Genomic DNA, 12,903 nt, shown 5'->3' on the forward strand with positions numbered 1-12,903 from the left:
AGATGATTGGACCGGGGCGTTTGCAAGAACGCCCCGTTCTTCTTGCCATTGGCGTCAGGCAACCCGTCGGCGAAGGATGAACCAGGCCGCAACTGCGCTCATGATCGCGAGGGAGTACCAGGTCAGAGCATAGACGAGATGGCTGTTTCGGAAAGCGACGACTGTGAGACCGCCGATCGGCAGACCACCAGCATTGGGTGTCCCATCCGCATCGATGAAATAGGGGGCGACATCCTTCAGCGCCTTTGCCTCGGCTATCGCAGCCACGTCGCGGGAAAACCAGCGGTCATTGGCTGGATCGTTGGAGCGCAGAAAGCCACCGCCCGGTTCGCTGATCCTCAAAAGGCCCGTGACGGATACAGGCCCAGCCGCCAGTTCGCTGCCGAGACGTGCATCCCGGGCGCTCCGGTCGGCCGGCACGAAGCCACGATTCACCAGGAACGTCGACCCGTCATTCACTCTTAGCGGCGTTAATACCCAGAAGCCCGCGCCGCGCTCCGTAACGGCTTGCACCAGGGCCGATTTATCGTGATCGAAGAACCCTTTGGCGGTGACGTGCCGGTATTCGTCCGTGGCGGCTGCGACTTCTGCCCATTCGGAAAGGGATGGTGCGGGCACAGCCGGGGCATGGACACGCGTCTCTACACGCTCGATGAGATCGAGCTTCCAGAACAAGCGCTGGACCTGCCAGGTGCCGAGACCAACGAACACGAAGGTAAGCAGAAGCATGAGACCGGCAAACCCCAGACGGGAACGGAACGACGAAGCACGCGCCTCCGCCTCTCCCGCAGGCCGATCCCTGTTCATGACAGCACCGGATCCATCCTCACGCCGTCACGGCATGTTCTTCATCATGTCGTGGGTCATCGGCATCATGTTGGCGTTCAGGTGATGCATGACCCACAGCGATCCGGCGAGCGCAATGCCGACGATCACCAGCGTGAAGATCAGCGCCATCATCGTCCAGCCGCCTTCCGAGCGCGGGTTCATGTGCAGGAAGCAGACCATATGCACGACGATCTGCACGGCGCCGATGCCCATGACGATCACAGCTGTCAGCAGCTTGCTGTCCAGGACGCCGCCCATGACCAGCGCGAAGGGGATGGCCGTCAGGATTACCGACAGAACGAAGCCGATCATGTAGCTCTTCAGGGATCCATGGCTGGCCTCGTGACCATGGCCATGATGCGCATCCGCGCCGTGTCCGTGGGATGACTGATGCGATGGTGCACTCATGCGAGAACTCCCAGCAGATAGACGAAGGAAAACACACCGATCCAGATGACGTCGAGGAAGTGCCAGAACATCGACAGGCACATCAGCCGACGGCGGTTTTCAGGAACGAGGCCGCGCCGGCTGACCTGCACCATCAGCGTGATCAGCCAGATCATGCCGAAAGTCACGTGCAGGCCGTGGGTGCCGACCAGCGTGAAGAAGGATGACAGGAAGGCGGAGCGCGTCGGGCCGGCGCCTTCCTGGATCAGGTGATGGAACTCATAGATCTCCAGCGCCAGGAAGATCGCGCCGAACACGCCGGTGACGCCCAGCCAGAACAACGTTTCCATCTTGGCGTTGCGCTCCATCTGGAGCATGGCGAAGCCATAGGTGATGGACGAGAACAACAGCATGGCGGTGTTGACGGCGACGATGTTCAGATCGAACAGATCCGCCGGCGACGGGCCTGCCGCATAGTTGCGCCCGAGCACGCCGTGCGTTGCAAACAGCACGGCGAAGATCAGGCAGTCGCTCATCAGGTAGAGCCAGAAACCCAGCATGGTGCTGTTTTCCGGATGATGATCTTCCGTCAGATAGAACTGCGGCTTTTCGGTTTCCTGGACGTGGGTCGCGCTCATGGGCTCAGGTCCGTTCTGCAAGCAGTTTCGTGCGCATATCTTCCGTCGCCGTCACCGTCTCGGCGGGGATGAAGAAGTCACGATCGTAGTTGAAGGTATGGGCGATCGAAACCGCGATGATGGCGACGAAAGACAGGGCCGCCAGCCACCAGATGTACCAGATCATCGCGAAGGCAAATACAACGCTGATGCCTGCGAGGATGACACCGGTGCCGGTGCTCTTCGGCATATGGATCGAGCGGAAGCCGGTGAGCGGACGCTCATAGCCACGGTTCTTCATGTCGTACCAGCTGTCATGATCGTGCACGACCGGCGTGAAGGCGAAGTTGTAGTCCGGCGGCGGCGACGAAGTCGACCATTCCAGCGTACGGCCATCCCACGGATCGCCGCTGTCGCAACGCAACTGGTCGCGCTTCAGGAAGCTGACGACGAGCTGGATGATGAAGGAGCCGATACCGCAGGCAATCAGGGCGGCGCCAAAGGCGGCGATGATGAACCAGATTTGCAGCGACGGGTCCTCGAACTGCGAGACGCGGCGTGTGACGCCCATAAGGCCCAGCACATAGAGCGGCATGAAGGCGAAGAAGAAGCCGATCTGCCAGAACCAGAAGCTCATCTTGCCCCAGAAGACATCGAGCTTGTAACCGAAAGCCTTCGGCCACCAGTAGACGAGACCTGCCATCAGCCCGAACAGCACGCCGCCGATGATGACATTGTGGAAATGCGCGATGAGGAACAGCGAATTGTGCAACACGAAGTCGGCGGGCGGGATGGCGAGCATGACGCCGGTCATGCCACCGATGACGAAGGTGATCATGAAGCCGATGGTCCACAGCATAGGCAGTTCGTAGCGAATACGGCCGCGATACATGGTGAAGAGCCAGTTGAACATCTTCGCCCCGGTCGGGATCGAGATGATCATCGTGGTGATGCCGAAGAAGGCATTGACCGAGGCGCCGGAACCCATCGTGAAGAAGTGATGCAACCACACGAGATAGGACAGGATCATGATCACGCAGGTGGCGTAGACCATCGAAGCATAACCGAACAGACGCTTGCCGGAGAAGGTCGCGACGACCTCGGAGAAGATGCCGAAGGCCGGCAGCACGAGGATATAGACTTCCGGATGACCCCAGATCCAGATGAGGTTGATGTACATCATCGGGTTGCCGCCAAGGTCATTGGTGAAGAAGTTCGTATCGACATAGCGGTCGAGCGACAGCAGCGCGAGCGTCGCCGTCAGGATCGGGAAGGTGGCGACGATCAGGATGTTGGTGCAGAGTGAGGTCCAGGTGAAGACCGGCATCTTCATGAAGGTCATGCCCGGCGCGCGCATCTTGACGATGGTCGCGATCAGATTGATGCCTGAAAGCGTGGTCCCGACACCTGCCACCTGCAGGCCCCAGATATAATAATCGACCCCGACGCCGGGACTGTAGTCCGATCCCGAAAGCGGCGGATAGGCCAGCCAGCCGGTGCGCGCAAACTCGCCGACAAAGAGCGACATCATGATGATTATGGCGCCTGCCGTCGTCATCCAGAACGAGAAGTTGTTGAGGAACGGGAAGGAAACGTCGCGCGCGCCGATCTGCAACGGAACGACATAGTTCATGAAGCCGGTGACGAAGGGCATGGCGACGAAAAAGATCATGATCACGCCGTGCGCCGTGAAGATTTGATCATAGTGATGCGGGTTGAGGTAACCCTCGTTGCCGTTGAAGGCGATCGCCTGCTGGATACGCATCATGATCGCGTCGGCAAAGCCGCGCAGCAGCATGATGATCGCCAGAATGATGTACATGATGCCGATCTTCTTGTGATCGACGGATGTGAACCACTCGTTCCAGAGATAGCCCCAGAGCTTGAATTTGGTGATCAGGCCAAGGACGGCGATGCCGCCGAGCGCGACGACCGCGAAGGTCACGACGAGAATCGGCTCGTGATAGGGGATCGCTTCCAGGGAAAGCCGACCGAAGAGGAATTTCGTGAGGCTGATATCGCCGAACATGGGGTATCCAATATCGTTTCGAATGCAGGCCAAAGGCCTCGTGAGGTTGCTTCGAGCACGCCGCAGCCGGCGGGCGCGAACGTCCCGATTACTTCGTGTGCATCTCGTGGTTCATCTCGGCGGGCATTTCCTGCCCGTCCTTGATGCCTTCGGCCGGCTCTTCGCTGCGCGCGGGATTGCCGGTATCCGGGAACGTGGCGCCGGGTGCGGCCTCTTCGCCATGGCCTCCGGCGCTGTCCGCATGCCGGTTGTCGTGCTCGAGCTTGGCCTTGTTCTCATGGCTCTCGAGGCCCGCACCGCCCATCAGGTCGATATGCATCATGTCCTTCATGCACATCTGGCCGGGGCGCGCGCACATGTTGAGAACGGCATCGTAAAGCCCGTTTTCAACCGTAGCATAGTAGCGAACAGGTTCCTTGATGCTTGGCTTTTCGAGCTTCAGGTAGGCGTCGCGATTGAGCGCCGTGCCGTTCTGCTTGACCTGTGCGACCCAGCTGTCGAAGCCCACCTGGTCAAGACCGTGGAACTTGAAGCGCATGTGGGAGAAGCCATCGCCGCTATAGTTCGAGGACAGGCCTTCGTATTCGCCAGCTTTGTTGATCACGGCGTGCAGCTTGGTTTGCATTCCCGGCATGGTGTAGATCATGCCGGCCAATGCGGGAACGTAGAAGGAGTTCATCACCGAGGATGCCGTCAGCTTGAAATTGATCGGCACATCGACAGGTGCTGCCATTTCATTGACTGTTGCAATCCCGTAGTCCGGATAGAAGAACAGCCATTTCCAGTCGAGCGCCACCACTTCGACCGTGATCGGCTTGACTTCCGACGTCACCGGGCGTGACGCATCGATGCGGTCGAGCGGCCGGTAAGGATCGAGCTTGTGGGTGCTGACCCAGGTAATGGCGCCCAGCGCGATGATGATGGCCAGCGGCGCTGACCAGATCACGACTTCAAGGCCGGTGGAGTGATGCCACTCCGGATCATATTTCGCCGAGGTGTTCGACTGGCGGTAATGCCAGGCGAACCATATCGTCAGGCAGATGACGGGTATGATGATGATCAGCATCAGGATCGTCGAGATGACGATCAGGTCCCGCTGCTGCGCGGCGATGTCGCCGGATGGCGACATGACGACCATGTTGCACCCTGTCAGGGCCAGCAGCATGAGCGTCAGGATGATCGATCGTTGGGCGATTTTCATCGGCATTTCCGGCTCAACTTGCGTTATGTTTCTTGCCAATAATCAGGCACGGTCGCACATGGGAATGAGGTGGTTCGTCGCACCGCAGCATTCTGTCGCAGTGCAAGAGCTGCTTTTCATTTCGCGTTGCCGCAGTTTTATAATAGCGCAATAGACGTGTCGGTTTTGCTGCACTGCCGTGGAAGCAGGCCGACTGGTTATCGACATCTGCCCCGAAATTCGAATGCTGAGCTAATTCTTGATATTGGAAGTCAATTAGTCAACACTCGAAGGACATGGCGCACATCGCTCGGAGAAATTCATGAGTTCGGCCGTCAACCCAACATCCACTGGTCTCGAACAGGACGCCCGGCAGATGCATGCCGACGGCAAGCCGCTGTCGCCGGGCAATATCGCCATCGGCGTGGTGATCGGCCGAACATCGGAATTCTTCGACTTCTTCGTCTACGGTCTCGGCTCGATCCTCGTTTTTCCGAAGCTGATCTTCCCATTCGCGCCGAGCGCGGTTGCGGCGACGCTGATGGCCTTTGCCCTGTTTCCGCTGGCCTTCATCGCCCGTCCGATCGGCTCCTTCGTCTTCATGTGGATCGACCGCAACTATGGACGCGGCACGAAACTGACGATCGCCCTGTTCATTCTCGGAGGTTCGACGGCGTCCATCGCCTTCCTGCCCGGCTATGAGACCATCGGTTATTGGGCCGTGGCGCTTCTGGCGCTATTCCGGCTCGGACAGGGTTTCGCGCTCGGCGGCGCCTGGGATGGCCTGGCCTCGCTTCTGAACCTTAGCGCCCCTGAAAATCGCCGTGGCTGGTACGCGATGATTCCTCAGCTTGGTGCACCGATCGGCTTTGCGCTGGCCAGCATCCTCTTCGGCTACATGGTCACTAGCCTGTCCGAGGCCGACTTCCTCGCCTGGGGCTGGCGCTATCCGTTCTTCGTCGCCTTCGCGATCAACGTCGTGGCCTTGTTTGCCCGCCTGCGCATCGTCGCCAGCAAGGAATTCGGTGCCGCGATGGAAGCCCAGGAACTGCAGGCGCGGCCGATCTTCGAAATGCTGAGCAAACACGCCATCGACGTCATTCTCGGCGCTTTCGTGCCGCTCGCGAGCTTCGCGATGTTCCACCTCGTCACCATCTTCCCGCTGAGTTGGATCACCCTTTATGGCGGTCAGTCGGCGGCGCAGTTCCTCTGGGTCCAGGTGGCCGGTGCGGCGCTCGGCGCTGTTGGCATCATCCTGTCCGGCGTTATCGCCGACAGGATCGGCCGCCGCAACCAGCTGATGGTCGGCGCGATCCTCATCGCCATCTTCAGCTTCTCGGCGCCGTTCCTGCTCGATGCCGGCGGCAAGGGCCAGGATGCCTATATCCTGATCGGCTTCTTCATTCTCGGCCTCACCTTCGGCCAGTCATCCGGTGCGGTTTCCTCGCGCTTCACGCAATATTACCGTTATACCGGCGCAGCCTTGACGTCGGACCTCGCCTGGCTGCTCGGCGCGGGCTTCGCGCCGCTGGTCGCGCTCGGTCTTGCCAGCAGCTTCGGCATCATCTTCATCGGCGGCTACCTGATCTCGGGCGCCATCTGCACCATTGCGGCACTGACCCTGACACGGACGCTCGACGTTCAATAGAAAACAGGTGTCGGCTTATTCAACACAACAAACGCCGTCCGCCTCCGCGGATGGCGTTTTTGTTTGTGGCAGATCATCATTCACTGCAGCCCGATAAACCTCCCCTCTCTAATCTGCTTGAAGACCACAATCTCTTGCCTTCGCCGCACCATGGGATAATATTCTACTAAATCTATAGAAAAAGAAAGACCAGTCTTTCTCAGCCTTCATTCGCTCCCCTATTGTCGAAGCAGGCTCAACGAGATGGCGAAACGCTTTCCATCGTCGAGCCTGTTTCGGGGGACTCGAGCGAGAGGAAGCGACCATGTCCATTGAATTATCGAAATCCCGGCCTGGCAAGCGCTGGGGCACGGCCCTTCTGCTGTCGGCCGCCCTTTCGTTTGGTGCGACCGGACTTTTCGGCGTAACCACCGCCCAGGCCGATGACCGCAAGACGGTAACGATCACCGACGAACTCGGTCGTGAAGTCACGCTTCCGGTTCCGATCAAGGCCGTTTATCCAGATCTCTGGTACCAGACGGAAATCGTCCGGGCGATTGGCGCCGGCGACACGATCGTCGCTGTCGACCAGACCGCCGATCCGCGCAAGAACGCCGCCAACAAGGACTATTTCGCCGAGTTCGCGGATGTGCCGGATGCCGGCAAGTTCGATGGCCCGAACTGGGAAACGATCGCAACATCCGGCGCCGAAGTGTTTTTTGCCCGCCGCAACTCGCCCTGGCAGGATGCCGAACAGAAGCTGAAGCCCTTCGGCATTCAGGTCGTCGTTGTCAGCACCTGGGACCCGAAGGTGCTGCGGGCGCAGCTGCCCAATATCGGCACGATCTTCGGCAAGGAAAAGGGCGCCGCCGACCTCGCCGAACTCTATGACGATATCGACAAGGTTTTGAAAGACAAACTGCAGGGTGTCAAACCAAAGACGGTCTACTTCGAGAACAACGCCGACTTCGTGACCTCCCTGCCCGGTTCCGGCTGGAATGACACGATCGTTCTCGGTGGCGGCAAGAACATTTTCGGCGATATCAAGATCGCCAATACCGGCAGTGCCTCGGTTCACACCTACACGGTCGACCCCGTCGAGATCATCGGCCGCAATCCCGATGTGATCATTCACAACGGCGTCGACGGCCAGGCATCCGGTTACGAGCCCTGGGACAAGAAGCTCTTGTCTGATCAGTCCGAACGCATTGCCGGACGTGCCGGATGGGATGCGATCAAGGCCGTGCAGGACAAGAATGTCTTCGTCTTCAGCAACTTTTTCTTTTCGTCGCTCGGCAAGCAGGTCGGCGCTCTCGCCGTCGCCAAATGGCTCTATCCGGACCGCCTCGCCGATGTCGATGTCGACGCATATTTTGCACGCTGGCTGCAGGCGCAGGGCGTGAAACCTCGCCCGATCGCCGACTACGTCTACAAGCTAGGCAGCTAAGCGCTGTCGGCACCGCAGCGAACAATCGATCAGCGAGGACCGCAATGAGTTCAATTCAGACAGATCCTACTCTGGTCGGCACGCCGGCTGGTGGGGGACGGCCCCGGCGCCAGCGCGACCGGTACGCTTATCAGAACACAGCGATCGCGCTCGGTCTCGTTGCGGTGCTTGTCACCGCGATCATCGGGGTGCAGATCGGAACATCCGGGGCGACCTTCGTCAATGTCCTGGAGACATTCTGGGGAAAGATCACCGGCGTCGTCCCGACCGATCGCGCCGTGCTTCAGGTCCAGACCGTCATCTGGGAATTGCGGGTGCCGCGCGTGCTGCTCGCCATTTTCGGTGGCGCCGCGCTCGCCGTCGCAGGGACGTTGTTTCAGGGCTTGCTGCGCAATCCGCTCGTCAGCCCCTACACGCTCGGGATCGCACCGGCCGCTGCCTTCGGCGCGTCACTCGCTATCGTGATCTTCGGGGCGACGGCGGGCAGCGCCACCATTTCGCTGGTTATCGGCGCGCTGCTGTTTTCCTTTCTGAACACGGCGCTGGTTCTTTCGCTGGCCTCGACACGAAACCTCAATCCGACCTCGCTGATCCTCGTCGGGATCGCACTGTCGCAACTGTTCGGCGCGCTCACCGCCTGCATCCAGTATTTCGCGGAAGACGAAATCCTCGCCGCGATCGTTCGCTGGACCTGGGGTTCGGTCAACAATTCCGCCTGGTATCAGGTACTGGTACTGCTGGTGCTGCTGGGGATCACCTTTCCTTACATCCGTTTCCGCAGCGGCGCGCTGAACGCCATCGCCTTTGCCGGTGACGATTCCGCCAAGACGCTCGGCGTCGCCGTCTCCCGCGTCCGGCTGGAATCGATCGCGATCGCCGCCACGCTGACGGCCGTCACGATCGCGTTTACCGGCATCATCGGTTTCGTCGGCCTCGTCGCGCCCCATATCGCGCGGCTTGTGGTCGGCTCCAACCACCGGTTCCTGACCACATTCTCGGCCATTATCGGCGCCCTGCTGCTTGTCGTCTCCGACGCAGTCGGCCGGCTCGTCATCTCGCCGGGCGTCATTCCGGTCGGCATCATCGATGCCTTGGTCGGCGCGCCCATCTTCCTCTACCTCATCCTCACTCGGCAAAAGGCGATCGAATGACCCTCACCATTGACTCCCTCGTTGTTGGCTACGGAAAGAGAGAGGTCGTCAAGGGCGCGACTCTCGACGTCAGCAAAGGCGAACTGGTCGGCCTGCTCGGCTCGAACGGCTCCGGAAAATCCACCCTGATCAAGACCATCGCCGGCATCAACCGCCACACCAGGGGCACCATCACCTGGAACGGCGGCACCGACCTCGCCAACCTGCCACGGCGGGAGTTGGCCAAGATCGTCGCCTATGTGCCCCAGTCCATCGGGCTCTCCTTCGCCCTCGATATCAAGGAAGCCGTTCTTCTGGGTCGCACGCCTTATTTCGGAACGAAGCCACGCGACGAGGACTGGCAACATGTCGAAGCCGCTATGCGGCTGCTCGGGCTCGACGAACTCGGCGACCGCAACGTCACCGAACTGTCCGGTGGACAGGGTCAGCGTGTATTGATCGCCCGAGCGCTGGCGCAAGACCCGGAAATCCTGCTTCTGGACGAGCCTACCAGTGCGCTCGATATCCGCTATCAGTGGCAGACACTCAGCGTTGCACGCGAAGTCACGCGGAAGAACAATGTAGCCGGCGTTATCGCGATCCATGACCTCAACCAGGCCGCCCGTTTCACCGATCGCGTCGTCTTCCTGCACGATGGCGAGGTGATCGGCGATGGCCGACCGGCTGATGTCTATTCACCTGAGCTGATCAAGCGGGTCTACGGCGTCGACGTCGAAATCTCCACCTACAAGGGCTTCGCACAGGTGCATCCCTTGTCGGAGCGCGCCGAACACCTGCTGCGGACGCCGCCGGTTGCCCCGGCCTACACGCCAGTCTTCGCCGAAGCGCGTCTGGAACTGCACGCCTGAGCCGCACCATTTTTTGAAGGACGACCACCATGACGAACAAATGGGGAGGCCGCACAAGCGAGCGCGGCCAGGGACTGGTGCTGGGCCTGCTTCTCGGCGGCACCGGCCAGACGAAAAAGCCCGGGCGGGACGGGCCGACCGATAATCTTCTCGACATCACAGCCTATATCGAACAGGCGCAGCAGGCCGAGCGCGGCAAGATCCACACGATCTTCCTCGCCGATGCCCTCGTCACCAGCGAGACGGCACCGAAGCCGGGACTGGAGCCGGTGACGCTGCTCAGCGCACTGGCCGCCCTGACATCCCGGATCGGTCTGATCGGCTCGATCTCGACCTCGTTCACCGAGCCCTACAACCTCGCCCGTCAGGTCCTGTCCCTCGACCACATTTCGGGCGGGCGTGCCGGCTGGAACCTCGTCACATCATCTGCCGGCGAGAAGAACTTCGGCAAGCCGCTGCCTGCCCATGACGACCGTTATGCCGTCGCGGAAGAGTTTGCCGGGGTGGTCCAGGCGCTTTGGGAAAGCTGGGAGCGCGACGCCGTCACCTATGACGACAGTGGTCGCCAGCGCGTCGATGCGAAAAAGGTTCACCGGATCGACTGGAGCAGCCAGCACTTCTCCGTTCGGGGGCCTCTGAATGTCTCTCGCAGTCCGCAGGACAAACCGATCCTTGCGCAGGCAGGCTCCTCCAACGAGGGGCGTCAACTCGGCGCGCGTATCGCCGATGTGATCTTCACGACCGGCCTGACGGAGACTGAACCGTCGATCGAACTCTACAAGGATTTCAAGCAAAGGGCGTCCGCCTTCGGCCGCTCGCCGGATTCCATCAAGATCCTCCCCGGCGTTGCTCCCGTCATCGGCTCCACCGACGAAGAAGCCCACCGTTTCTGGCGCGATGTCATCGACGACATCGATTTCGAAGAAGGCCGCAAGTCACTGGCCAGCCAGTTCGGCGGCGTGGATTTCGAGGGCATCGACCTCGATGACGAAATTCCGCTCCAGGACTTGCCGCAGACCGCCGATGTTCAGGGACGCCGGTCGCGTTTCGGCGTGTTCCGCAATCTCGTCGAAACCGGCAAGGTGCGCACCGTCCGCGACCTGATCATTTATCATTCCAGCGGTGCCGGCCACTGGTTCCCGATCGGCTCCGTCGAGAACATCGCCGACCAGCTTCAGGACCGTTACGAACGCGGCGCCACCGACGGCTTCAACTTCCTCGCCTTCACCCTGAAATACGAACTCGGCCTGACGGCGGTGACGGATCACCTGATTCCCGAACTCCAGCGGCGCGGCATCTTCCATCATGACTATCAGCACGAAACACTGAGGCAAAACCTGGGGGTCTGAGTTTGCAAAGGCAAGTCAGATCATCGGTGTGGCGATCGCGACAAGACCGCGAGCGCGAAACCGTTTCTTCAAACCGAGAAGAAAAAGAATGATCTGTCTGTCTCTTTTCTATTGCGCGCCGTAACCTTTGCGCATTACCGCTGGAGCGTAACCATCCATCCATTTTCAAACTTGAAGCAGTTCCATGAAAGAGCCCATCTCCCACCAAATCCTGACTGCCGCTGGCGCGCTGTTTTACCGTGAAGGTATCCGCGCCGTGGGCATCGACCGCATTATTGAAGAGGCGAATGTCGCCAAGGCAACGCTCTATCGTCATTATCCTTCAAAGGACCACTTGGTCGCCGCCTATCTCCAGGATCGGCACGAGCGCGTTGTCAGCTCTCTGCATGCTGTTTTGGAGCAGGTGAAAGCGCCGCGGGACCAGATCAAGCTGATTTTTGAACGCCTGCATGAAAAGGCGGATAGCCCGGAATTTCGGGGTTGCGCCTTCGCGCTTGCGGTCGCCGAACACGGCGATTCCGAACGCGTCATATCCGTCGCCCGCACGCACAAGGAAGCGGTGCGCGACATCTTCCGCTCGATCATGGCGAAAGCCGGCGCACAGTCAGATCACATCGCTGCGCACCTTTCGCTTCTCTATGAAGGCGCGCTTTCGACAGTTGCCGTCGGCCGCGATCCGCAGGCAGTCCTCGTCGCGCGTGCCTGTGCCCTGTCCGTCTTCGACGCCCAAATTCATTCCCATAGACATTCCGAAAAGGCCCCGGCATGACCAAGACCATCGACTATTTCTTCGGCATCGGCTCTCCCTGGGCCTTCATCGGGTTTGCGCCGTTCAAGGCGCTCGCAAGCGAGTATGGCGCCACGATCCGGCCCTATGTCATCCCGCTGATCGAAGACAATGGCGCGGTCTATTCCCGCAATCGTCCGGAAGCGCGCCGGGCCTATTGGACCAAGGACCTGAAGCGCTGGGCTGCTTTGCGCGGCAAGGTGCTGAACTTCGAAAACCGCGCGGCCCTTTCGGATCCTACGCCCGCCGGTCATCTGGTCATCGCCGCGATTGAAAGCGGCGCCGACTGGCTGACGCTAACGGCGGCACTTCAGGAAGCCTTCTGGTCGCGTGGTGAAGACATCGGCAAGGCCGAGGTCCGTCAGGCGATTGCAAATGCGGCAGGCTTGGATGGTGCGAAACTCGACGCGCTTGCCCAGAGCGATGCGGTGCAGGCAGTGTGGAAGTCGAACGTCGAGACCGCCAAGGCTGCCGGCGTCTTCGGTCTGCCGACCTTCCGCTTCGATGGCGAACTCTATTGGGGTCAGGACAGCCTGCCGTTCCTCGAGCGTCACCTGAAGGGCGAAAAGCTCGTCGCCTGACCATATGTCGTAGCGCGGCGCGGCCTTTAGGCTGCGCCCATGCGAACCATTTCTCCAGACCAATTCCGGAGC

General features: G+C 60.2%; 12 protein-coding genes. 7 read left to right on the plus strand and 5 right to left on the minus strand.

Going from position 1 to position 12,903, the window contains the following annotated elements; translation table 11 throughout:
- Positions 1–54: 54 nt before the first annotated feature.
- The 5 genes from ASG68_RS05565 to cyoA all read right to left on the minus strand — a co-directional run bounded on the left by ASG68_RS05565 (position 55) and on the right by cyoA (position 5,068).
- Positions 55–807, minus strand: coding sequence for an SURF1 family protein (locus ASG68_RS05565; RefSeq protein ID WP_062585302.1), 753 nt, complete (start codon positions 805–807; stop codon positions 55–57).
- A gap of 27 nt (positions 808–834) precedes the next feature.
- Entirely contained in the window at positions 835–1,236 is a 402-nt protein-coding gene (cyoD, locus tag ASG68_RS05570) for a cytochrome o ubiquinol oxidase subunit IV (RefSeq protein ID WP_062585304.1), read from the minus strand.
- The gene (gene cyoC / locus ASG68_RS05575; protein ID WP_062585306.1) at positions 1,233–1,853 is read right to left on the minus strand and encodes a cytochrome o ubiquinol oxidase subunit III; all 621 of its coding nucleotides are present in this window, start codon (positions 1,851–1,853) and stop codon (positions 1,233–1,235) included. Before cyoC ends, cyoD begins: the two co-directional genes overlap by 4 nt.
- 4 nt (positions 1,854–1,857) lie before the next feature.
- Positions 1,858–3,861, minus strand: coding sequence for a cytochrome o ubiquinol oxidase subunit I (cyoB, locus tag ASG68_RS05580; RefSeq protein ID WP_062602479.1), 2,004 nt, complete (start codon positions 3,859–3,861; stop codon positions 1,858–1,860).
- Positions 3,862–3,949: 88 nt separating this feature from the next.
- Positions 3,950–5,068: a ubiquinol oxidase subunit II gene (gene cyoA, locus ASG68_RS05585; protein ID WP_062585313.1), complete on the minus strand. Its 1,119-nt coding sequence runs from the start codon at positions 5,066–5,068 to the stop codon at positions 3,950–3,952.
- A 295-nt stretch (positions 5,069–5,363) separates the two neighbouring features.
- On the opposite strand from cyoA, the gene ASG68_RS05590 reads away from it, so the two are divergent.
- The 7 genes from ASG68_RS05590 to ASG68_RS05620 all read left to right on the plus strand — a co-directional run bounded on the left by ASG68_RS05590 (position 5,364) and on the right by ASG68_RS05620 (position 12,831).
- On the plus strand, positions 5,364–6,689 hold the full coding sequence (locus tag ASG68_RS05590; protein WP_062585318.1) for an MFS transporter: 1,326 nt from the start codon (positions 5,364–5,366) through the stop codon (positions 6,687–6,689).
- Between the two features lie 304 nt (positions 6,690–6,993).
- A complete protein-coding gene (locus ASG68_RS05595; protein WP_062585320.1) occupies positions 6,994–8,115 on the plus strand; it encodes an ABC transporter substrate-binding protein in 1,122 nt (373 codons plus the stop codon).
- A 44-nt stretch (positions 8,116–8,159) separates the two neighbouring features.
- On the plus strand, positions 8,160–9,266 hold the full coding sequence (locus ASG68_RS05600; RefSeq protein ID WP_062585322.1) for a FecCD family ABC transporter permease: 1,107 nt from the start codon (positions 8,160–8,162) through the stop codon (positions 9,264–9,266).
- On the plus strand, positions 9,263–10,114 hold the full coding sequence (locus tag ASG68_RS05605; RefSeq protein ID WP_062585323.1) for an ABC transporter ATP-binding protein: 852 nt from the start codon (positions 9,263–9,265) through the stop codon (positions 10,112–10,114). The genes ASG68_RS05600 and ASG68_RS05605 overlap by 4 nt, the downstream gene beginning before the upstream one ends.
- A gap of 29 nt (positions 10,115–10,143) precedes the next feature.
- Positions 10,144–11,463, plus strand: coding sequence for an NtaA/DmoA family FMN-dependent monooxygenase (locus tag ASG68_RS05610; RefSeq protein WP_062585325.1), 1,320 nt, complete (start codon positions 10,144–10,146; stop codon positions 11,461–11,463).
- 184 nt (positions 11,464–11,647) lie between these two features.
- On the plus strand, positions 11,648–12,232 hold the full coding sequence (locus ASG68_RS05615) for a TetR/AcrR family transcriptional regulator (RefSeq protein WP_062585326.1): 585 nt from the start codon (positions 11,648–11,650) through the stop codon (positions 12,230–12,232).
- Complete coding sequence (locus tag ASG68_RS05620; RefSeq protein ID WP_062585328.1) at positions 12,229–12,831, plus strand: 2-hydroxychromene-2-carboxylate isomerase; 603 nt, start codon at positions 12,229–12,231, stop codon at positions 12,829–12,831. Before ASG68_RS05615 ends, ASG68_RS05620 begins: the two co-directional genes overlap by 4 nt.
- Positions 12,832–12,903 lie beyond the last annotated feature (72 nt).

It is taken from the genome of Rhizobium sp. Leaf453, from assembly GCF_001425605.1.
Classification (GTDB): domain Bacteria; phylum Pseudomonadota; class Alphaproteobacteria; order Rhizobiales; family Rhizobiaceae; genus Pararhizobium.

What these genes read in the sequence shown, in the direction of transcription:
- cyoC (WP_062585306.1), bottom strand. Translation starts at nt 1,853, where the DNA reads ATGAGCGCGACCCACGTCCAGGAAACCGAAAAGCCGCAGTTCTATCTG.
- ASG68_RS05590 (WP_062585318.1), top strand. Translation starts at nt 5,364, where the DNA reads ATGAGTTCGGCCGTCAACCCAACATCCACTGGTCTCGAACAGGACGCC.
- cyoB (WP_062602479.1), bottom strand. Translation starts at nt 3,861, where the DNA reads ATGTTCGGCGATATCAGCCTCACGAAATTCCTCTTCGGTCGGCTTTCC.
- ASG68_RS05595 (WP_062585320.1), top strand. Translation starts at nt 6,994, where the DNA reads ATGTCCATTGAATTATCGAAATCCCGGCCTGGCAAGCGCTGGGGCACG.
- ASG68_RS05615 (WP_062585326.1), top strand. Translation starts at nt 11,648, where the DNA reads ATGAAAGAGCCCATCTCCCACCAAATCCTGACTGCCGCTGGCGCGCTG.
- cyoA (WP_062585313.1), bottom strand. Translation starts at nt 5,068, where the DNA reads ATGCCGATGAAAATCGCCCAACGATCGATCATCCTGACGCTCATGCTG.
- ASG68_RS05620 (WP_062585328.1), top strand. Translation starts at nt 12,229, where the DNA reads ATGACCAAGACCATCGACTATTTCTTCGGCATCGGCTCTCCCTGGGCC.
- cyoD (WP_062585304.1), bottom strand. Translation starts at nt 1,236, where the DNA reads ATGAGTGCACCATCGCATCAGTCATCCCACGGACACGGCGCGGATGCG.
- ASG68_RS05610 (WP_062585325.1), top strand. Translation starts at nt 10,144, where the DNA reads ATGACGAACAAATGGGGAGGCCGCACAAGCGAGCGCGGCCAGGGACTG.
- ASG68_RS05565 (WP_062585302.1), bottom strand. Translation starts at nt 807, where the DNA reads ATGAACAGGGATCGGCCTGCGGGAGAGGCGGAGGCGCGTGCTTCGTCG.
- ASG68_RS05600 (WP_062585322.1), top strand. Translation starts at nt 8,160, where the DNA reads ATGAGTTCAATTCAGACAGATCCTACTCTGGTCGGCACGCCGGCTGGT.
- ASG68_RS05605 (WP_062585323.1), top strand. Translation starts at nt 9,263, where the DNA reads ATGACCCTCACCATTGACTCCCTCGTTGTTGGCTACGGAAAGAGAGAG.